Raw genomic sequence first — 19,342 nt, 5'->3', positions numbered from 1 at the left:
CGAGCAGAAAGCACGGCGAGCATGCCAAGTAGTGCTCCACCAATCGGTGGAAACTCTGTGCTAAAGGAATCGGTCCAAAACAACACCCATTGAAGAGCGGTCCCACCAAGGATCCCTATCACAAATGAAGTGAACGCCTACCAGCGAGATCCTTTCGCGCAAGCGAGATCGTTGACGGAGGTGGGCGAGTAGGGATTCAATCCCTCACCCATGGATCACCTTTTCCTGTCACGTAAAAGTACCAATCAATTCAAATGATCGACCGGCGTCATCGGGCCGGAAGAACAACAGCATGTTGAATCATTGTAGACTGGCCACTCTTGGCCGACATCCACAATCCTGACGGGCAAGAGTGCCCATCCCACATGCGTTAAAACGTCATTGACGACTCAATCAACAGCCAGTTAATGCTGTCCTTTCAAAACCCGGCCTCAAGCCCCGCTCCGTGCGAACGCCATGGCGGTCAGCCCGTTCGGCAGCCGCTGCGATCAGCCGAGCGTTTCGATCAACGTTCTCGGATCATTCTATCTGAGAGACCCCGGCATTGCATGCGTGAGAATAACGGGCAGCAAAATAGAGCATTGACATACCCGGAAGCCCGCACAACAAAAAGCCAGCAGTCGAAACGTAGGCCGCAGTTTCCGGCCAAAATGAATCGTGAAGCCCGGAGTCATCTCTTAGACCAGGATAGGAGAACGCAAGGTAAAACATGTAGAGAAACAAGCCAATCATCACGCAAAGGAGAAGCCCGCCCACAACATATGCGATCTGATCCAATGGAGGAACTTGCCGAGTCGCGTGCTTCGTCAGTCGGACAACGGCGAGTTGACACCATTTCTTGAGAGCATCATGCAGTATTCCGGTGCACGGCATAGCTTGCTCATTGTGTGAATTCACACTCAGCAGATTGAATCCAGTTACCCAGCGAGAGACCGCACGATACCACCTACTATCGCAATAACAAATACGCCAACAATCAGAACCGAAGGAATGAGAAGTAAAGCCGCGATTATCTTGTTTGCAAAACTCCATTTTCTGAGAGAGCCGCTGGCATCGGTTTCGTTATAAAAAATGTCACCGGTCACCAGTGCGATGCAAGTGACCATCAGAAATGGGATCACGCCAAGAGTCAAAAGATGCAAAATTATAAATACGTTGTTGATACCTGATTTCCGATACCACGGAAGTGAGGAATAACTCTGCTGTGATGTTGCCATTTTTTCAGGTCAAAGGGATGGGTGGAAATCGCGGAGGTGATGCAACGGAGAGAGACGAAGCCCGGCTGCATACATGCATCCAAAGGCAGGCCGCGAAATTGTATAGGCCACTACGATCACGCACAACGCTCGCGTTCAATGTGTCGCCACGCAGTTCGCGGTACGAGAGCAGGACGAGCTCAGTCCGATAACGGTGCCCGTCACCTGGCCGGGAGAAAAAGGTCCACCATTACCAGAAAGCTCGCAAGCCCGACTCCGATGCACGGCATGGTTAACAATAGATCCAACCCTACTCAGTAGGGTCGCATTCGGGAAATCGCGCAATACGGGGCAAGTGAGTTGGGGTGTTTGACCAATATCACTTGACTCACAGGCGTGTTGAAAACAATAACTGCTGCGCGTGGCTGCGGCAATGTTGCCATTCCAATGGAGTCGTCCTGGTGACACTGGCAGACTTTAAGATGGCCGTGGCATCAGTGAGTGATGCAGGCGAAAGCGTTCGGATCTGGCTCCCGACATTACTGCAGCGATACGCGCTGTCGCAGTCGAATGACCAGAGCGGTCAGCGGCTGGCAAACCGCTATACAGTGCTTCGGTTTTCACGTTTCTGATGGAAGACGCGTGCCACGACATAGCAGAAATGGCTACTCGCCGTTTTCTACCTTCGGATCATCAAGAACTTGAACGTACACGATCCGATCCAGTGCAACATACGCTTTCTCGCCGGGCATGATGACCGGGAACTCTGGGTACTTGTCTGTAACAACTCCACCTAGAAAGGGTTTTTCGCCAATGCCCGTGAGCGATGCATCGCGGAGCACAGTTCGTTCGATCCCATCAGCACCGAGATCCAAAACGACCAGGACCGTCTTCCCAGTAAAACTTGTGAGGTAGTTGCTTGGGTGCGGGGCGTTTGGGTCTGCCGCAGTCGCAAGGTGGTAGGTTCCGATTGCAAAGATTGCCGCACCAAGTGCTACTGCCAGAAATTTTGATGAAGATTGCATGTGATATTGTGTAGATGTTTCCATGGAAAAGAAGCCACTCGCCAGTCGAACAGAACCCAAGATAGCCGAGCGGCTACGAGAATTCACCCGTCTCAGAATCGCATGCTTCGCAGCTTCCATTCATCGCGTTGACACCTGGGAACTCGAGTGTCATCGAGGCGGAGTGGCGTTTCCGACATCGGCGAAGTTGTGGCCTTCAGTGATCCAGGCCTCGATGACAGCAGCGTCCAGCGTCTCCACGTGTCCGTCGAGGTACAAGTAGTTGGCCGTCCCGCCAATATGGCGTTCGTAATCGATGAATCGACGCACCTCTCGTTGGGTGGTCCCATTCGACAGATGCAAATCAGAAAACCAGACCTCCGGGTCGGACGCAGGTTCAGGATGGTAGCTTCGATCATAGAGCGGGCGTTCAGAGCCACCCGCGTGCTCAAAGAACTGAAATGTTTGCGACGTGGCCTGATGAGCGAGTGGCTTGCTGGCCATCTGATTGCGGAAGAACCCGTAGGCACTGGGATCATCGGGACAATAGTTCACGCGGATCCGGTCAGGTGACGCGGGAAAATCAAAGTGCCACTGGCGTATGTTGCTTGCACATTCGGTACGGCGTGAGGCTCCGCGAGCGGACTGCAAAGCAGGAATCAAGAGTGACACGCAGATTCCGATCACTGTCAGAACGACCAGTAGTTCAATCAGCGTCAGTGCGGAACGGATGGACTGGAGGGCAGTCAAAGGTTTACACATTTCAATTGGAACTTATCCGTGAATCTCCGGGCGGAGACGACCGCAGTGGAGGCGATACAATGTCGGTGCCGATCGCTGGAGCGAAGGGCACACCGACTCCAGCGCCAACGCTCGCTATCCGCGAGTTTCGCATAGTTAGTCAAATCGAATAACGCTTGCGAGGAGATTGTGCGTATCGCACGCGACAGGCAACCACTGCGGTGTCGTCCCATAGATCACCAGAGGGAAGGCGAACCAAGTCAACGCAAGCACGGGGAAGAGAGAATAAGTCCGTTCGACCAATCAGCGTTGTGATTTGGTCGCGTTTAGCGTAGTCGAAGAATCCATCGGAACCGACGAGCAATGTGCCATCAAGCGAGCCGTGCCAAAACGGTGCAGGTTTCGCGGCTTGAGAACCGAGCAGGGGCTTGCGGCATTGATTGCGCGTCAGGTCAGTGATACTGGAACCATCGATGATCCAGGCGCAACTGTCGCCAACGCTAGCGCCGATGATACGGTCAGGGCGAAGATCAACTATGACGGCAGTTGTTTCACCGCAAGTGATCTCGAAATCGAGCTGCGAGAGAAAATCAGACCAGCCGGTCGAGCCGTCAATTGAAGCAAGGCTGGACCGAGTTTCGCGAAGGACCGTTTCGGCCGCAAAGTGTCCACCGCCGGTTCCGCCAGCGCCATCGGCAACCACAATCACGGTGCGGTCGCCATCAGTGGTGATCTCGATGCGATCTTCGCATCGTTCACGATATGCATGAACAACCTGGGCAGTTTCAAACGAACTCATGGGAGTAAACCGCGGATTTCAGTCGGATAAAAGTCGTCGCCACCGAAGAGAACGATTGATTCCCCGCTTCAAAACCTCGCGGTCTAAATTTTCGTCCCACGAAATGGTTACCCGCAGTGACGAACGCGACAATCGTGAATGACCAATCTTACCCTCCGTAGAAGCTGATACTACTCGAGGTCCACTCGGTCACATCGCCGTCCACATCAACAACCTCACCGTGATTCACAACGTTGCCAGATACGTCGACGGTAAATTCCTTGCAACTGCCGTGAGGCGACTCCCCAGTTTCTCCGGTTTTGCTGTTGACCCAAGGATCGAGCAGAAACGTGTCAATACTCAGGACGTTTCGTGATCCGCGTTGCTGGAGGCCAACTGTGTAGTGCGTGTATGGCCCAGGTTCCAAACTTGCGTCAATCCAAAGGGCAAGGCCGGGGTCAAATCCGGCGAGGTTCAACACGGCGACCAAGCTTGGCTCGGGCAAGCGTCCGGAGATGGCGAACTGAAAAGACATCATCATTGTAATCCGGAGATTGGACGGACTCGAATTCGCATCGTTCGGGCAACGCGTTGAACGAACGGGTCGAGAGACAAATGGACCAACCGAAAATCGCTCACACCCGGGTCCGGCACACGCCATGGTTACTCATTAACAATCACCGGACCGCTACAAAGTTCAAAAGCCATCGGTCGGAATGGATTGTCTTTCGCACCACGCGACCAATCGCTCTGTCGAGTCGGGCGTAAGCTGCATGTCAAACCCGAGGCCATGCCATCGAATCGCCTCTCTGTGCTGAAGCGAAGCTGTAGCGACTCTCTTTCCATTCTGGAACCACTCAACGCGAGGGAATCCTTCACAGGCACAGCTACCTCTTGACCAGGATCGCCTAAACGAGAATGCAGAAGAGAGATTGTCAATCAGTTCGGGGTCTGTAATTTCGGCAAGCGTGTCGCCAATTCTTAATGTCTCAGTCGGACGAAAGAATCCGTCGGCAGTGAAAACCACTCGGTCAGCACTTGCGATCGCAGAAAGAAAATCTCGTCCAGGTCGATGAACATACGAGTCCGCGAGAAACACAGCAGTTGCGACAACGGTTACCACCGCTGTCAACATTCGAAATCGTTTCATGCTTTTCAGTCGAACAACTTGTTGATCAGCAATCAAAGAGATGAAATCAGGTCTTGGTACGACACCTGTTCGCACCGGTTGATCTGGACTTCGTCCACTTGGGTGACTTGTTCTCACCGCTCACATTTGGCTTGGGTGGACACAAGCAGGTCGGCAGGAGCCTTTCGGCATTTGAACTGTTATGACAAACGCTATTGTTCCCACGTACAACCGGAGCGAACGCCCAAACGGCTCACATGATTCTGCCCAGTCACTCCTGCCTACCTGCCTAGTGAATCCGCGAGAAATCCCCGCCTGATTTGATTGCTTGCGTTTGGTTCTTGTGAACGTCGAAGCGGTGAGTTCTGCCCAGGACGTTCTTCGGCGACCTGGAATTGAAACGAAATCCTTCGACGATCAATCGCTCGATGCTTGAAGCGGTCGCGATCGGTTCAAGCGACCGTTGCTGAGGAGCCCTAACGCCCCCGCTATTCTTGGGGATCAACCACCCCGTTGCAAGCATTTCCCGATGCGCGGGCAAAACGACGCTTTGCGAGCCTCGGTTTCCATGGCGTGCATCTGGTTTCAGTCGCTTTGTGAATCGCCGGAAGAACGGTTGGGCAGAATCACGATTCACTTCTGAGCAAGTGACTGCGTTTTCGCTTTCACGTGGACAAGCAGAAGTTCCACAAGGAAGCGACTGAAGATTGGGGAGGCCTTGATTCGGTACCGCGAGATGGTTCCGGCTCAAGCCTCACGCACTGGCAAAGCAGGGCCAATCAAAGGACCCGAACCATGGAACTGGCTTCGCTCGATAGCACTGACGGACCTGTCGGATCACTGCCGACGGTGTAGGTGATTGGGCAGATCAGTGACTGGGCAGATCAGTGAGTGGCGGAGAAGCCCTACTTCATGCTGCGAGGACGCGAGCCCTGGGATCGGGATGATCAAGAGGGGAACCAATGATGGCTCGGACACCCATTGAAAAGTGAGCCCACGAACGAGCCCACTCAGGGTGATTCAGCATGACTCAGGCTGTGTCACGCTGTCCGCGTCCCCCGTAAAACACGTTATTTCCAGTGTTTCACGAGGCAAAGAGTGCCCCCGCTAGGGCTCGAACCTAGGACCCACGGATTAAGAGTTTCGGCGAAAAGCACCGGGAAACGCTGCAAAAACGCCACTTTCTGAGGATAATTAACGCGACCCAAAGCGTCAAAAACACTGAAAAAAACACGAAAAGCATCTTCGCGGGTGTCGCGACACCTGGGCCGATCTCACTTTCCGTTTGCGTGCCACTGGCCTACAAGCGACAATTCGGGACGCGACACGGCAAGGAAAGCTGGCGAAATTCTGGGAAAGTGCCGATCAAGAAAGTTACTAGCTCTCGCGTTTTGGGTCATCGCATAGCAGCCAATGGTCAAGATTACCTTCGACATCGATTCCATCGACATCGACACGCCAGCAAGGGACCTTCCGAGGTACACGATTGCTGTCGCGGCTGGATATCTGAACGTACCCAAGACAACGCTTTCATCGTGGTTCTTTGGAACGACCTACGGCAAGGGACTCGATAAATCAGATTTCGCACCGGTGCTGATTCCTGCGAGTGAAGGTCCGAAATTATTGTCTTTCGACAACTTGGTGGAAGCCTATGTTCTCCGCATGTTTCGCACGATTGACAGAATCGCTCTGCGTCCTATCGGAGTCGCAATTGAGAACGCCAGGCAAAAACATGGCATACAAAAACCTTTGCTTCACGAGGACCTGTTCAGAGGCGGCAGAGAACTGTTCCTAGAGAGAGCAGGCGAAATCGTCGGACTGAGCGACCCTAGTCAGCAGTTGCTCCCTGGATGGGAATCGTACCTCACCCGTGTTCGATATCGAGACGAAGCCCTGGCAGCGATATTCCCGCTGACAAGACGTCCCGGCCAGGAATCGCCTTTAGTCGTTTCCATTTCTCCGGAGTTTTCGTTCGGAAGCTCAGTTGTTGATCGGACAAAAGTGAAGACTTCCGTAATCGCGGATCGATACCTTACAGGGGAAACCGTCCGAGAGCTTTCCAACGACTTCGCCTGCAAGACCAGCGAAATCGAAGAATCTATCCGCGCTGAATGGATGTTTGCGAATGCACAGCCCCGGCGAGCAGCCTGATAAGCACGCCCAGGGCCCACCGTTCTTTGTCGATAGGAACATGGGCAAGCACATTGCCCAGGCGATAATTGACGCTGGTTACGACGCTATCCACCACGACGATAAATTTGGCCCCACCACCCCAGACACGGAGTGGCTGAAGGAAGTTGGGAAGAACGGGTGGCTCGTCATCAGTCGAGACGAAAAGATCGGGAAAAACCCCAGTGAACTGATCGCGTTGATAGACGCACAAGTCCATGCGTTCTTTTTCATTCTTCAACAGCAGTCTTCACAGGTAGTGATCGATGCTGTAATCCGCTGCCTCCCACACATGTTGGAGATTGCGAAGCGGAAGTCTCCGCCGACGCTGGCGATCATCAACAAGCACGGAAAACTTGAGAGACTAGAGGGCTGGGATCGCCTTCGTGACCGCGTTCAAGAGCAGCAAGAAAAACGAAACCGAGGGCAGTGACAATTGCCGCATCCTTGCCGCTCAACCATCTCCCGCGGGCTGCGAGATGAAATAAGTCTCGTCAATCCGTGCTCCCCGCGACGATCGCCTTCGCTTCGTTGATAATCAATTCGCTGACCTGGTCTTCGTGAATGCCGGTGTACGTTCGCTGGAGGTCCTGCAGGATCCGTGAGCCATCGGCGTGAATCCATCGGTCTCGAATCTCACTGCCGATCCCGAAATGGAAGTCAGTCTGATCGCCGGCCAGCAGTTGTTTACGCTCCCGGTCGGTCATCCCGGCTGCCAGCAGTTCGGCAGCTTCGTGGATCGTGGCGGGAATCTGCTTGTCGTTAAAGATCATCGCTTTGACTTTTCTGGAATGAACGTCACGTCGATGCGACCGCCCGCAGCTCGGGCAAGTGCTGCCAAGTGGCCCAGGGACGGCTCCTTTGCCCCGCTCAACACGTTGCTGACATTGCCTTTCGACATCCCGGCCCGATCGGCAATCTCGGCGTGAGTACCTGCCAGGCGAGGCCGGATCGTTTCCAGCACTGCTGGCAGATCGATTCCATACGCGGCCCTGTCAATTCGCTTTCCGGATGTTGGTTTGGTCGGTTTCGCCGTCGTAGCTGATTTCTTCTTGGCCATCGTGGCGGGCTCCTGGTTGGCGGTTCGGTGTGGAAACGAAAAAAGACCCGGCGATGAACCGGGGCGGGGGAGTTGAGGCTTTTGGCTAAGCCTTCGCTTCTGCGTTCAGCCTGGCGACCGTTGCCGCGTCCGCGATGCCGAACCAGATCGCTTTCGATTCAGGCGACCAGATTTTGACGCTGACCGGGCCTTTGAAGTCGCGTTCCGTGTACGACTTGCAGAGGCCGTTGATGACCGTGATCGAATCGAAACAAACCGCTTTGCCGGTCATTCCGCACGGCGTGCCCATGCAATCGACCGGGCGACCGTTCGCGGGGTGGGCGGTCAGCTCGACGCCATCGCGGAAGAAATAAGCACGGGGGCGAGGGATTGCGTTGGACATGGAAGACTCCGACGAAGAAAAAAGCGAAACACTCAAACAACATCGGTATTCTAGCCAGTTCACCCTTAGGGTGCAATACACCTTTAGGGTGTTTCTCGGGGTTTCTTTTCAGAACGGCCCGGCTTCTTCATCTTCGGTCGCTTCGGTGGTCGCAATCGCGTAGGCGGCACGAATCGAACCAGCAGGATCGGCGAGGTCGGCGGATGGTTTGACTAGATAGCCCAGCAGCGTCCCACGGTCAGTGTGATTTGATTCGATCGACTCGGAGGCGACCACTTGACCGAATTGGCTGGCAACGGCTTCCAGGATGAGCGTAGATGCTTCATCGCGGGCGTCGGCAATCAAGATGAAGTCGGACAGTTCAATGACATGCCACGGGACGTCTGACGGGACTGTGTCGACAACGTGAAGGCAATCGCGGCAAAGGGTGTTTGGGTTGGCGTTCATGGCAGGATGGTACACCGGACGAAGTGATCGAAACTACCGGTGCTGTTGATGCTGACTGACTATCGAATGAACACGAAGCTGGAAGTCGGCCCGAATCGACTCAGTTATGATGCCGGACAGTGTGTTCCGAAAGGCATGGCGATTGGCGTATCTCTGCATTGCCAATTGACGATCGGTGTCGATTCGCTTTTGAACGTTTGCCGCTTCCGTGTTTCGGCGGGAATGTTCGCGAACAATCCCGTTTATATCGCGTTGGTTCATGGTCGGTGCTCGAAAGGCGTCGTCGGCTCGGACCAAAAGCGGACCAAGTCGACTGGCATTCTATCGGGCTGGATGATCATCCGGCGATCGCTTCGTTCATCCGCTCCATCACAACGCTGCGAACACTTGCCCCGTTCCATCGGTAGCGGCGATGGTCATCAGTTTGCACAGTGCCGACTTGATGCAGGAACTCCAAGTCTCGTTCAATGGTGCGTTCGCAAACAACACGCCCAAGTAGGTCGCAGCAATCGCGGTAAAGATCGCCGGCCGTCGCTCCGCGTCGAAGGGGAGCGAGCAATTCAGCCAAGAGAAGCAGTCGCTCGAACTGGGCATACCGACCGCGAACGTTTTCGGGCTTGCGTGCCGGCTCACTGGCAGGCGACTGAACGACCGTCTTCGTGACTGTCTTGGTTTTCGTGACGATCACTTCGCGTTGCCCAACCGGTTCGTGCCGTTTCGCTTGCCGCGGTCGGTAGTGTTCCTCCCAGATGCGGAAGGCTTCGTCACGGTCGCGAGATAGCTCGACTTGACGATAGCGACCATCGGAAAGCTTGGCGTTAAAATACCAGGAACCGCGGGACTTTCGGTAGAAAGGCTTTCTCATTGAACCGCCTCCCGAACCTCGGCGTGAGCAACGAGCCGAACGTCCGGATTGGTTTCGCCGAGCTCAAGCTTGAAGCTGCTCGGCAAGTTGGGAAGTTGGATCCGAATCGGAAGGCACTCCCACTCGATCGAGTCTTCGCCACAATCACTCACGTAGCATTCCGCTTCGTCTTCTGGGATGACAGTCATCCAGTGCGTTCCCTGCTTGGATTTCGTGGCCAAAACAGCAACCAAGTCGACGCATCGATTGACGATCAGTCCGCCCGGCGAAGCCACTCTCCTCAAATCATCCGATGAGTAGTCAGGCAAAGCCGCGGCGATGGTGTCGTTCTGGGTTTGGTCGCGCGGTTCGTAGTAGGTGCCGTGTTGGCTTTCATCATCCCAGTCATTGGTGTAAATCAAGTACGGCGTGGCAAGAATCGGGCAGTCGTCGGCGGCAAGAATTCGCTTCGCAACGTCCCGGGCTTCGAGGCGGTCGAAGAACCCCATGAACATCGGCTTCGTGTCGCCATTCGCAATTTTCCAGACGGCCCACTGGTCGGGATGAAACGTTGGAAATTCGAGCGTGACCGGTCCAACACCGGGCCCGACCATCAGCGAGACGCTCTCCTCGGCTTCGTCCATGTGATACAGCTCCCGCCAAGCGTCTGACGCCGAATACAGATTGACGTCGCCTCCGTACATGTCTGGCTGACCATCGTCATTGACTCGACCGGCAACGTTCGGTTTCGCCGTACCGTCGCCGCTCTGAATGTCGGATTCATAGACCCTGAACAAACTCGAATCGCGATCAAGACGCAGCAAAGGCCACGTCCAGGGATCGGTTCCGTAAACTCGCTCTGTGGACTTCGCTTCTTTGGATGCCGTTGACATAAAAAGTCAACCTTTCCGCTTCCCCCGTGCAAAGGGTCGGCGCATGACAAAGCCCAATCACCGGCTAAGAAACGTGGGAATTACACCACGCAGGACTTTTCGTTGCTCCCCGCCTTTGCGGATCGATGCTTCGATTGTCCACCAATGATTGGGCTTTGGCATTCTGTCTCGTTGAGATTGTAATTCATGGCGTTGTCACCCGTGGTCAGAGAAAACCACCGGTCAAGTTGTGCAAGTTTCTTACTCCTGCACAACAGCCAAACGACCCAGCCAAAATGAGGTTTTTCAATCCGCCCGTCAAGCCTGAAACGAATTTTACCAAGCACGAATTTCCGATTTCATCTTCTCACCATGTGTAATTCTGCCGTCATTTCGAGTCAGCCGGCAACACCGATTTTGATCCAACACAGACCGCCACCTCTCGCACCAAACGTTCATGATCCTGATAGATGTGTGAATAGTGGCGTTCGATCATTTGGATGCTTGTTCCTGCAAGAACAGCCACCGTGGCAACATCAACGCCACGCTGCAGCGACTCGGTAATGAACGTGTGGCGGTAGGTGTACGCGATCAAGCCCGGGGGAATCTTCAATTGTTCCGTCAATCGCTTGATCCGGCATCCAATCGCGTTGACAGTCAGAGGGCCACGTCGCCCTTGAAACAGCGGCCCTTTTGATCGCCCCGCCTTCAAGATCATTGTGACGGTTCGCAGGCACGGAGACAGATAGACTAATTTTGGTTTCAGGGTGTGCCGGTATCGTTTGTGTTTGGGCAATTCCCATCGCGAATAATCTTCCTTGACGTATTCGACTCTCGCGTTGGCGATATCTTGCGGTCTGCCGCCAGAATGCTTCATTGCAACCAAGACCAGTTGAAACTGCTTGTCGGAAGGGCACGCGTAGCCTCCATGTCGCACGCGCAGGATCATGCGTGAGTGAGTTTCCGCATCAATCAATCTGGAACGTCGGTTTGCAGAAGGCTTCTCGATGCCAGCCAAAGGATTATCTGTGATCCGCCGTTCTTTGAATGCCCATGAGTAGAGACGCTTGATTGCTGTGATCGCACCTCGCTGAGCGGAGTTGCCCCACGTCGACTCCGCATCCAGCCAATCACTGACGTGTCGAGGTTCGATGTTTAGCGACAGCGATTTGCCGTAGTAAGTGGAGAAACGATTGATATACCAGCGGTAATCCTCAACCGTTTTTTCACTGATGTCTCCATTTCGCACCTTTCTTTCGCAGGACCTGAAGAATGCTAAAGCGAGCTCATTGAAGGTGGGGTTCTTTGCCTCGCCACGCTGGAACGCCGCCTCCATTTCGTGCCATTTCTGAAACGCCGCCAACTTGTTCGCTCCAAGTGAAATCTGTTTTCTGCCGCGGGTGACATACCACTCTCCACGGCTTTTTCGAAACCAAGGCATTCCCATTTTTATCTCCCTGCGTGAGAACTGGCCCTCCGTTTTTTTGTGCACGCTGAATCAGTTTTCCAACAGAAAAGCCTCGTTTCGCATTGATCTACGGAATTGCCAGCCATTTGGCACCGGATCAGATGGTTGCGAAAGCTTTGCGGCCTCGACCGACCATCTCCGCACTTACGGAAAGAATTTTGCGATGAGATAGCAAGCGGCGGTTGTCGTGACTAACGTGCGCCGCAATCACTCAAACGCGTCACTGGAATTGAACATGGAAACGATCAGCGGTTGGCTTCTTCGTCATCACGACAAAATAGAGCACGGACCTTTCAGCTTGGCTGTCTTGGTTGAAGCCGCATCGCGTGGCGACATTGTTTTTGATTCGGAAGTGAAGCACGACAAGCACACTGAGGGACAATGGATTCTGGCCAAGCGTGTGCGGCAAATTCGGGAAGTGATGCCAGCCAGTGAGCCGCCGCCAACCAGCGAACCGGAGCCAGAAGAGCCGATCATTGATCGAGAAACGAAGCCAGACTTCCAGTTGAAAATCGAACCTGGCAGGCCGGGCGGGAAGCGAATCAAACTGGCGATTCCACGTGATCCATTGAGTGCATTCATCACGATTTTCGACTTCCGGTTCAATAGCTTTGCAACGCCCTGGATCATCCGATTCATCTACGGGATCGGAACGGTGACGATCGTTCTAGCAACAATTGTTTTCTGGGGTGGAGCGTTCATTGGCAGTGCGATCGAACTAATGAAATTTGCGATCGGTGGCGTTGCCGCCACCGACGTTTTGCCAAAACCCTATCTTGCGTCAGCGTCGATCGGCCAATCGCTTTCGTTCGTTGAAAATGGTGGCGGGGGCTACGTGGGTGCATCTATGCCTGGCAATGCTTTTGGAATTATTTTGACCATCATCATTGTGAACCTCTTTTTCGTGATTCCGCTTTTGATCCTACGAGTCGCCTGCGAGTTCATGATCGTTGCGTTCCGAGTTGCAGAAGACGTGAGTGATTCCAAAACGTTGCTCAGGGAACTCTTTGACCGCGATGCATAGAAATCATTCAGTGATTCAGAATTTCCTCGTAAAGAATGGCGGAACATCGGAGCGGCCATCAAACTTTCCGTCTCGGATGTCATCTAGGAACTTTTGAGCTGGCGTAGCGTTCGGATTCACTTTCGGCTCGTCCTTCTTGCCTGTCATCCATTCGGCGATTGGCTTGCCGGAGAATAGATCCAGGCCAGACTTGGCGATGTCATTCAGTCCAGAGAAGAGCGTCGACGAGAATGAAACGGCCTGCGACAAGATGTTGAGGTTTCTGGATAATCCCGTCATTGCATCTCCAAATTCGGCCATGGTGGAAGTGACTTCTGTTCCAGCAGTTCCAAAATCAGCCTTCATTGAATCGATCGGAGTTGTGAACTTCGCACGCATCGTTTCGTATTCAGAATCCGCTTCGATGGCGTTCGCGACTTGATCTTGCAAAGCTTCCCCACGACGAAGGTTTCGGCGAACCTCATCCAGTTCGTGACGAACGAAGGCACCGGCAATCACGGGGTTCAGTTCTTCAAGATGTTTGTTGTTGCTGATGGTCGATTTGTTCGCCGCAATGACGACACCAACTGCCTTGACGGCTCCCAGCAATGCGACTCCAAACGCTCCCGTGGCCAGGACAACGTCTTCCAGCGTGTCGAGGTAGCTGTCTTGCAATTCCTGCAACTTCCGTTGATCTTCGATTCGACGTTTGGTCTCACGCGGATCCCGATCAGGATCGCCCGGGTCGGTGATACTTGGTGAAATTGGTGGCACGTCTCCCCCGCCTGATCCGCCTGCAGTATCGCCGGCCGTAGTCCGGTTTGCCATCGATGATCCTTCGGCAATGTCGTCCACACGTTGAGCATCCACGATGCCATCAAGTCGGTTCGCTGCTTTCCCAGCTGGTTGTCGTTTCATCGCCCGGGTCGCTTGGTTGACCGACCTGGTTGCACGCGGTGCCTTGAAAACCTTTGCCAAGTCGCCGACGAACGGAATCATCGAAACCGCACTGATCGCGGCATTCTGTAAATGTTCGCCACGGCGGTTTGGATCGGTGACCGCGCGACCAATACTGATTGCCGTGTTTAAACCGTCGCTGATCGGTGTTGGATCAGCGATTCCGATGCCATCCAAGGCGAGCTGCCCCAAATCGACGGCATTGCTGACCGAGCTCGTGTCGGTAGCGTTTGGATCAAGATCTCCTGGTTGCTGACCGCGTGATTCAGGCCGTGTTTCAACCGGCGGCATGGCGTCTTGCTGGCGTTTCATTGCCTCCATCGCCTCGGCAACCTTTAAAACGTCCGTCTTGCCCGTTTCACCGCTGAATCCGCCGTGATGCTCAACGAACGTCCTGGCGGCGTCGGCACCGCTTGATGATCGCTGTCGCAGCTGAGCCAGCGATGGTGACCGTCCCTTTGGGATGTCTTGTGGCTTGCCGAGTTTGGCAACGTCCAGGAAGTCGTTGATTGAATCGCCCATCCAAGGCTTGACGTCGAAGTCATGCTCGTTTGATGATTGAACTCTGTCGTCGCGACCATTCTCCCGCCGTCGCGGTGCCCGCTGGCTGCTCGGCTTCTTTTCAGACTCGTGAAACGCCGCACTCTGAAACGTTCGCTTCATGCTCGATGCTTTGAAGACTTTCGCGAAGTCTCCAACCACCGGTGCGGTCGAGATGAAACTGACAGCAGCGTTTCGCAGATGTTCTTTCCGCCGTCGCGGGTCCATCGCCGCACGTGCCAAGCTCACCATCGCGTTGGCGCTGTCGGTGATTGCGGTCTGATCGACGATTCCCAGAGCATCAGCACCGATCTGGAGCATGTCCACCGTTGTTTCTGACCGCGATGGATGTTCCGTGTTCATATCCCCCGGCGTGCCATCCATCACAGATCGGGCTTGTTCTTGGGCAACAGATTTCGAAGCTTTTGCCACCTCAGCTTCGAGGTCGATCGGCTCGCCACTGTCAGGATGTTGCTGCTGGTTGTGGATTGAATCAAACCGTCGAAGCAATTCAGGGTCGTGTTCCACCTCGCCACGTCGTGCGTTCAACAAGCGATGGTCTTGAGTTGCCAGTGTCACGAACGATTCTGGATCAATTTTCACAGGATCGGCGTTGGTTCCATCGTTCGATGGCTGTTGGACATCGACGGAAGCGGCCTCAACGACGCGTGCAGCTTGTTCTGTTGGCGTTTGAGCCATTGGGGCTGGTTGCTGTCTCGGTTCGCCAGCCAACGATTCAGGCTTCGTCGCACTCTCGGCCCAGTCATGCAACTGTTGGCGAACCAATGACCTCCATTCTTTAACCGTAAACTGCGATGGGATCTGATCACGGCGAAAGTCACGCATCTCCAGTAACTCAGCCTGCGTGCGACCACCGTGTTGTTGGTGATAGAACGCTGGCAGTGCCCGGCGATGTTTCTCAATCGCTGCCTCTTCGCTGGGAACCTCAGCGGGTGGAATCGCCGCGATGTCAGAATCCGATAGCCGCTCAATCCGCGTTTCATTCAGTGCACGTCGTTGTAGCGTCCGTTCGTATCGACTCGGTCGGGAAAGCCGGGAAACCTTGCTTGTGAGGGAACGAAGCTGCGAACGCCTTGGCAACTGACGACGAATCGAAGCAACGGCTTTTCGTGTCGTTCGGCTCGATTGGTTCAGCCCCGCATCGCTGGCCGCTTGCCGTTCCAGCTTCGCAATAGCTGCTTTGCGATCGTCATTGCTTTCGCCAAGCGTGTCGTCGTTTGTGTTGTCGATCATCGCTGCTGCTGTTTGGTCTGAAGGGTGCGAATCCAAGAATCAAAGCGGTGGGCAAGCTGGACGCAATCCAGTCGAGTCATCCCACGTCCACGCTCATTGATGAACGAAACATCAAACGCGAATCGAACGATTTCAGAGAGTGTCAGGATGGACTGAGAGTCTCCGTTGATGGCTTGATCGATCATCGCCGGTCGATACTGGTGGACCGATTGATAGCGTTCGATGACTTCCAGCGGATCGATCGAACGGCTGCGAAACCCGTCGTAAAACTGAAAACGAACATGCTGGTTGGCCATGATCACGCTCCCGCCCGGGCATGAGCCGAAGCGATGGCGGCGATATGTTGTTCGTAATCGGCAACGGCTTCGTCGGGCGAGTCGCGAGTGGCAGTGAACCAGCCACGTGGCAGCTCCGCATGGGCAGCCCGGGCCCCAAGGCGTTGCGTGTCGGCTTGCCGGATCTGTGATTCAGCACGAGCGAAGTAGAGAGCGGTGAATCGCTCAGGATCAAGCGAGCCAACATCGCAGCCATGTATTGCAGCCAAGCGACAGAAAGCATCGTGCCTATCACGAAGAACGGTCTTCCAAATGTCGAAGGCGAACAAAAGCCGAACGCAGTCAGCTTTCGGAAGATCGTCGGCACCAAAGGAGGATCTCGCCGCATCGACACAAACGTTGATCGCCTCCAGGTCGCCGGTTCGGGCTTCGGCCAAGTGTCGGTGCAAGTACTCCGGATGCGACTTCAGTAGCAGGTGAACCATCACCGGATCGGCATAGGTCCATCGCTTGCCATTGTGGAAACGAAAGATGCGACGATCACCGGACCAGCGTTTGAACAATTGAATGATTGCACGAATCATGGGAATGTCTCTCGTATGAATGATGGGCTTCGAATTATGGCGATGGGGTTGGTGGAGGCGACGGAACGACATTAAACCGCCATTCAACCAAGTCATCCCGGAACAGATCCGTGCCGCTGATCGATCGCGGATCGTTCGGTGTGAAATCGATTGGGCTGACCGGAATCCGGAACAATTCTGAATTGGCGGGAGCACGATCAAGGGCATAGACGTATTCGGCGGCGATCGTGTATTCCCTGGTGCTTCCATCTGGGCCAAGTGTTGGGTTCGCGAATCCGATCTTCCAGTCCATCAAATATTCCGTCGCACCATTCATGTCGAGCATCGTGTCTTTTGGAGATGGAAACTGCGGGGGTTTGCCGACCCTCGTTGCTTCGATCCAGAACAGTCTTTTGCAAGTGTTCTCATGTAACTTGATGATCTTCGAAGTTGGGCCGTTATGCGGGAGTTCCGCGTACTCGGGACTGCGAACTGCGGCCAACGGCAAGGCTGCACGCCCGGTGCTGATCTGATACTCGCTTTTCAGCTTCCAATAGGTGTAGGGACATCCGGCGAACTGCTCGGGCGAAATGATCTTTTTGTCCTGTTCGGGGAACAGCTGGTCAGACGAAACGTGCCGAATGTCTCGGTCGAGCTTGTTCTTGCTGCGGGACACACTGCCAGGTCGCGGAACGTCATCTTCTTCGCTCGGCGTGGGATAAGTCGGTGAGCCGGTTTCATCTGTAAGATCGCGGGCTTCGTATTCGCCACCAGGGTTGGGTAGGTCCTCTCCTTCGATCCGCATCGTCGGTGAATGCCAGACGCTGCAAGGATCTTGCAGATAACAGGAAAACAATCCCGCTGGCGTTTCGGAATCATACGGCAACGGAGCCGGCCAACGATCGGGATAGTAGCCATCGATGGACTGAGCGTCTTCGTCGCCGTCTGAGTTCTCTTCGTCATCACCGCTATTCAACGGCTTGCTAATTTGTCCTAGCCGCAAGTTGAAATAGGTCGCGTCAAGGCCGACATGTTGAACTGTAACGCGAAGAGTTACCATCGGTTGATCAAGTGATTCGATGACCGCCATGTCGAGAAGCTTTACCGAATAGTCTTGGCTGGTGTCAGCGGGATCCTTCTGCAAGTTTTTCATTCTGGAGTTGAGCACTCGCCCTGCCGCACCGATCAAATCTATTTTGTCGACCGAAGGTGGACCGATTAGAGTCACGTCGAGATGCGAGATCTGATATATGCCCATCTTGGACGCCGTCTCCGTGTAGGTCCCGTTCCAGTCGACGGCTGGTGCAGGTGGAGCGGCGTGACGTTCTCGATCGCTGATCCGATACTTGAGCACCAAGCCGGACGGATCGTCAGCAAACGTTTGCTCGGTTCGCTGATAGCCATCTAAAAGAGGCGGAACCACTAAGAAGCGTTGTAGGTGCGGCAGGGTTTCTTTCGTGGCAACTCGCAACGTCCCTTGGATCGTCTTGGTTGTCACAAAGTTGGCATCTTTTGTTTCAGTGAGATACCACCGGTTTGAAAAGATGTTCTTTGATGGCGGGATTCGGAAACCATCTTCCGCTTCATTCTCGCCTTTGGTGTCTTCGTCGTCATCGCGAGCTTCGATCCACGGTTCAGTCGGCGGATAAGGGTCACCAGCTCTATCGGGGTCGCAGTAGTGCCGGCAAACTTCAATCTCAAATTCAACGCGTATCGATCGACCGCCAAAGATTGCAGTGCAATTGATGTCTTTGGGCTTGGGGCCATTGTCGGAGTCAACCACTTGGTCAGCCGGAAACGGCGTGTTGAACGGTCCGTACCTCTCCGTGCTGTAGTCACTGACATGAGAGAAATCGAGCGGATTTGGTTGCAGCTGGCGAACGGTCTTCTCAGCATCGACGCGGCTTCTATCATCGACCGAGCTTTCCGAGTACTCATAGGAGTAGGGCTCGCCAGTTGCAATGATCAGCGGTTGATCGATCGCACCGGAATCCCCGTTTTCTGTAATGGGATTCGACTCAGTTAAAAACCAGAAGTCTTTCCGCGGCTGCGACAGTCTCGCCTGAATGTCATGCAATCGCTGACCGACCGTTGACCCTCTCGGCGTCTGGATCCCGAAGCCGCCATCATCGGGATAGCGGACCGCAACCAGGGTAGATCCGACTCGGATGCGAAATCGTGAAAACAGAAGATCAGTCTTCGATTCGTCGTATTGGAGGTCTTGTTCGAATCGAAGTGTTTCGCAGTTCTTCAGGACAACATTATTGTAGACGAGGGTAGTCATTCGCTTTAATTTCCTTTGAGTCGTTTCATTAGTTCGGCACTCGGTGCCGACAGTGCCCGAAGGTACTGTTCGCTCTCGTTCGTCGTTCGCATGACGAATGATCCTTCCCGCACCATCACGAAGCGAAGGATTGGGATTGTGGTGTCTACCCGCATCGGTTCAATGCTCGTGAACCTTCCGTCGTCGCCGATCAAAACCATCCAGAAGCAGCCATCAGGAAGCAGTTCGTTCAGTCGGCCATCGTCATAGGCGTCAACCAGCAATTGCGGTTCGCTCGCATCTATATCAAACCGCCGCTCAACGGCGAGTGTCATGTCTCCAAACATCTGGTTCCTTCTGGCTGTGGTTTGCGGTGTCGGGTTGTTGACTGAGTGCC

20 protein-coding genes are annotated in these 19,342 nt (G+C 54.2%); 3 read left to right on the top strand and 17 right to left on the bottom strand.

Annotation, left to right across the window (positions count from 1 at the left end):
- Nucleotides 1-917 precede the first annotated feature (917 nt).
- The 5 genes from CEE69_RS12470 to CEE69_RS12445 form a co-directional block, all read right to left on the bottom strand.
- Nucleotides 918-1,217: a hypothetical protein gene (locus tag CEE69_RS12470; protein WP_099260958.1), complete on the bottom strand. Its 300-nt coding sequence runs from the start codon at nt 1,215-1,217 to the stop codon at nt 918-920.
- 644 nt (nt 1,218-1,861) lie between these two features.
- Complete coding sequence (locus CEE69_RS12460; RefSeq protein ID WP_143549216.1) at nt 1,862-2,308, bottom strand: hypothetical protein; 447 nt, start codon at nt 2,306-2,308, stop codon at nt 1,862-1,864.
- Nucleotides 2,309-2,371: 63 nt separating this feature from the next.
- Nucleotides 2,372-2,962: a prepilin-type N-terminal cleavage/methylation domain-containing protein gene (locus CEE69_RS12455; protein WP_099260955.1), complete on the bottom strand. Its 591-nt coding sequence runs from the start codon at nt 2,960-2,962 to the stop codon at nt 2,372-2,374.
- A gap of 139 nt (nt 2,963-3,101) precedes the next feature.
- Nucleotides 3,102-3,740: a protein phosphatase 2C domain-containing protein gene (locus tag CEE69_RS12450; RefSeq protein ID WP_099260954.1), complete on the bottom strand. Its 639-nt coding sequence runs from the start codon at nt 3,738-3,740 to the stop codon at nt 3,102-3,104.
- A gap of 148 nt (nt 3,741-3,888) precedes the next feature.
- Nucleotides 3,889-4,260 (bottom strand): hypothetical protein, encoded by a 372-nt coding sequence (locus CEE69_RS12445; RefSeq protein ID WP_099260953.1) that lies wholly within the window; start codon nt 4,258-4,260, stop codon nt 3,889-3,891.
- A gap of 2,001 nt (nt 4,261-6,261) precedes the next feature.
- On the opposite strand from CEE69_RS12445, the gene CEE69_RS12435 reads away from it, so the two are divergent.
- Complete coding sequence (locus tag CEE69_RS12435) at nt 6,262-6,999, top strand: hypothetical protein (protein WP_099260951.1); 738 nt, start codon at nt 6,262-6,264, stop codon at nt 6,997-6,999.
- Nucleotides 6,974-7,450, top strand: a complete 477-nt coding sequence (locus CEE69_RS12430; RefSeq protein WP_099260950.1) for a PIN-like domain-containing protein — start codon at nt 6,974-6,976, stop codon at nt 7,448-7,450. The genes CEE69_RS12435 and CEE69_RS12430 overlap by 26 nt, the downstream gene beginning before the upstream one ends.
- A 61-nt stretch (nt 7,451-7,511) precedes the next feature.
- Here the strand turns inward: CEE69_RS12430 and CEE69_RS12425 are convergent, their stop codons facing one another.
- From CEE69_RS12425 to CEE69_RS12385, 7 genes are all read right to left on the bottom strand, one after another.
- The gene (locus tag CEE69_RS12425) at nt 7,512-7,790 is read right to left on the bottom strand and encodes a DUF6794 domain-containing protein (RefSeq protein ID WP_099260949.1); all 279 of its coding nucleotides are present in this window, start codon (nt 7,788-7,790) and stop codon (nt 7,512-7,514) included.
- Nucleotides 7,787-8,077, bottom strand: a complete 291-nt coding sequence (locus CEE69_RS12420; RefSeq protein ID WP_099260948.1) for a helix-turn-helix domain-containing protein — start codon at nt 8,075-8,077, stop codon at nt 7,787-7,789. Before CEE69_RS12420 ends, CEE69_RS12425 begins: the two co-directional genes overlap by 4 nt.
- Before the next feature lie 85 nt (nt 8,078-8,162).
- Complete coding sequence (locus CEE69_RS12415; RefSeq protein ID WP_143549215.1) at nt 8,163-8,459, bottom strand: hypothetical protein; 297 nt, start codon at nt 8,457-8,459, stop codon at nt 8,163-8,165.
- Nucleotides 8,460-8,567: 108 nt separating this feature from the next.
- Entirely contained in the window at nt 8,568-8,906 is a 339-nt protein-coding gene (locus CEE69_RS12410) for a hypothetical protein (protein ID WP_099260946.1), read from the bottom strand.
- Between the two features lie 337 nt (nt 8,907-9,243).
- Nucleotides 9,244-9,771: a hypothetical protein gene (locus tag CEE69_RS12400; RefSeq protein WP_099260944.1), complete on the bottom strand. Its 528-nt coding sequence runs from the start codon at nt 9,769-9,771 to the stop codon at nt 9,244-9,246.
- Entirely contained in the window at nt 9,768-10,643 is an 876-nt protein-coding gene (locus tag CEE69_RS12395) for a hypothetical protein (protein ID WP_099260943.1), read from the bottom strand. The genes CEE69_RS12400 and CEE69_RS12395 overlap by 4 nt, the downstream gene beginning before the upstream one ends.
- A gap of 367 nt (nt 10,644-11,010) precedes the next feature.
- Entirely contained in the window at nt 11,011-11,871 is an 861-nt protein-coding gene (locus tag CEE69_RS12385; protein WP_158231013.1) for a tyrosine-type recombinase/integrase, read from the bottom strand.
- Nucleotides 11,872-12,325: 454 nt separating this feature from the next.
- Here CEE69_RS12385 and CEE69_RS12380 point away from each other — a divergent pair, with 454 nt between their 5' ends.
- A complete protein-coding gene (locus CEE69_RS12380) occupies nt 12,326-13,114 on the top strand; it encodes a DUF4282 domain-containing protein (RefSeq protein ID WP_099260940.1) in 789 nt (262 codons plus the stop codon).
- A 15-nt stretch (nt 13,115-13,129) separates the two neighbouring features.
- On the opposite strand, the gene CEE69_RS12375 is transcribed toward CEE69_RS12380, so the two are convergent.
- The 5 genes from CEE69_RS12375 to CEE69_RS12355 are packed head-to-tail and all read right to left on the bottom strand — an operon-like array spanning nt 13,130 to nt 19,280.
- Nucleotides 13,130-15,844, bottom strand: a complete 2,715-nt coding sequence (locus CEE69_RS12375) for a hypothetical protein (protein ID WP_099260939.1) — start codon at nt 15,842-15,844, stop codon at nt 13,130-13,132.
- On the bottom strand, nt 15,841-16,140 hold the full coding sequence (locus tag CEE69_RS12370) for a hypothetical protein (protein WP_099260938.1): 300 nt from the start codon (nt 16,138-16,140) through the stop codon (nt 15,841-15,843). Before CEE69_RS12370 ends, CEE69_RS12375 begins: the two co-directional genes overlap by 4 nt.
- A gap of 2 nt (nt 16,141-16,142) precedes the next feature.
- Nucleotides 16,143-16,703 carry a hypothetical protein gene (locus CEE69_RS12365; RefSeq protein ID WP_099260937.1) on the bottom strand — a complete coding sequence of 187 codons (561 nt, stop codon included), beginning with the start codon at nt 16,701-16,703 and terminating at the stop codon, nt 16,143-16,145.
- Nucleotides 16,704-16,737: 34 nt separating this feature from the next.
- Nucleotides 16,738-18,966 carry a hypothetical protein gene (locus tag CEE69_RS12360; RefSeq protein ID WP_099260935.1) on the bottom strand — a complete coding sequence of 743 codons (2,229 nt, stop codon included), beginning with the start codon at nt 18,964-18,966 and terminating at the stop codon, nt 16,738-16,740.
- A gap of 5 nt (nt 18,967-18,971) precedes the next feature.
- Nucleotides 18,972-19,280, bottom strand: a complete 309-nt coding sequence (locus CEE69_RS12355; protein WP_143549214.1) for a hypothetical protein — start codon at nt 19,278-19,280, stop codon at nt 18,972-18,974.
- Between the last annotated feature and the right edge of the window lie 62 nt (nt 19,281-19,342).

It is taken from the genome of Rhodopirellula bahusiensis (assembly GCF_002727185.1).
Classification (GTDB): domain Bacteria; phylum Planctomycetota; class Planctomycetia; order Pirellulales; family Pirellulaceae; genus Rhodopirellula; species Rhodopirellula bahusiensis.
Note: the sequence above shows the minus strand (reverse complement) of the source record. Positions and strands in the feature narration are given on the sequence as shown.

Bases quoted from the DNA above. Each gene is read 5' to 3' on its own strand.
- CEE69_RS12450 (WP_099260954.1), bottom strand. From the start codon at position 3,740: ATGAGTTCGTTTGAAACTGCCCAGGTTGTTCATGCATATCGTGAACGA.
- CEE69_RS12380 (WP_099260940.1), top strand. From the start codon at position 12,326: ATGGAAACGATCAGCGGTTGGCTTCTTCGTCATCACGACAAAATAGAG.
- CEE69_RS12430 (WP_099260950.1), top strand. From the start codon at position 6,974: ATGCACAGCCCCGGCGAGCAGCCTGATAAGCACGCCCAGGGCCCACCG.
- CEE69_RS12445 (WP_099260953.1), bottom strand. From the start codon at position 4,260: ATGATGATGTCTTTTCAGTTCGCCATCTCCGGACGCTTGCCCGAGCCA.
- CEE69_RS12360 (WP_099260935.1), bottom strand. From the start codon at position 18,966: ATGACTACCCTCGTCTACAATAATGTTGTCCTGAAGAACTGCGAAACA.
- CEE69_RS12455 (WP_099260955.1), bottom strand. From the start codon at position 2,962: ATGTGTAAACCTTTGACTGCCCTCCAGTCCATCCGTTCCGCACTGACG.
- CEE69_RS12375 (WP_099260939.1), bottom strand. From the start codon at position 15,844: ATGATCGACAACACAAACGACGACACGCTTGGCGAAAGCAATGACGAT.
- CEE69_RS12410 (WP_099260946.1), bottom strand. From the start codon at position 8,906: ATGAACGCCAACCCAAACACCCTTTGCCGCGATTGCCTTCACGTTGTC.
- CEE69_RS12420 (WP_099260948.1), bottom strand. From the start codon at position 8,077: ATGGCCAAGAAGAAATCAGCTACGACGGCGAAACCGACCAAACCAACA.
- CEE69_RS12370 (WP_099260938.1), bottom strand. From the start codon at position 16,140: ATGGCCAACCAGCATGTTCGTTTTCAGTTTTACGACGGGTTTCGCAGC.
- CEE69_RS12415 (WP_143549215.1), bottom strand. From the start codon at position 8,459: ATGTCCAACGCAATCCCTCGCCCCCGTGCTTATTTCTTCCGCGATGGC.
- CEE69_RS12435 (WP_099260951.1), top strand. From the start codon at position 6,262: ATGGTCAAGATTACCTTCGACATCGATTCCATCGACATCGACACGCCA.
- CEE69_RS12470 (WP_099260958.1), bottom strand. From the start codon at position 1,217: ATGGCAACATCACAGCAGAGTTATTCCTCACTTCCGTGGTATCGGAAA.
- CEE69_RS12355 (WP_143549214.1), bottom strand. From the start codon at position 19,280: ATGACACTCGCCGTTGAGCGGCGGTTTGATATAGATGCGAGCGAACCG.
- CEE69_RS12395 (WP_099260943.1), bottom strand. From the start codon at position 10,643: ATGTCAACGGCATCCAAAGAAGCGAAGTCCACAGAGCGAGTTTACGGA.
- CEE69_RS12365 (WP_099260937.1), bottom strand. From the start codon at position 16,703: ATGATTCGTGCAATCATTCAATTGTTCAAACGCTGGTCCGGTGATCGT.
- CEE69_RS12425 (WP_099260949.1), bottom strand. From the start codon at position 7,790: ATGATCTTTAACGACAAGCAGATTCCCGCCACGATCCACGAAGCTGCC.
- CEE69_RS12400 (WP_099260944.1), bottom strand. From the start codon at position 9,771: ATGAGAAAGCCTTTCTACCGAAAGTCCCGCGGTTCCTGGTATTTTAAC.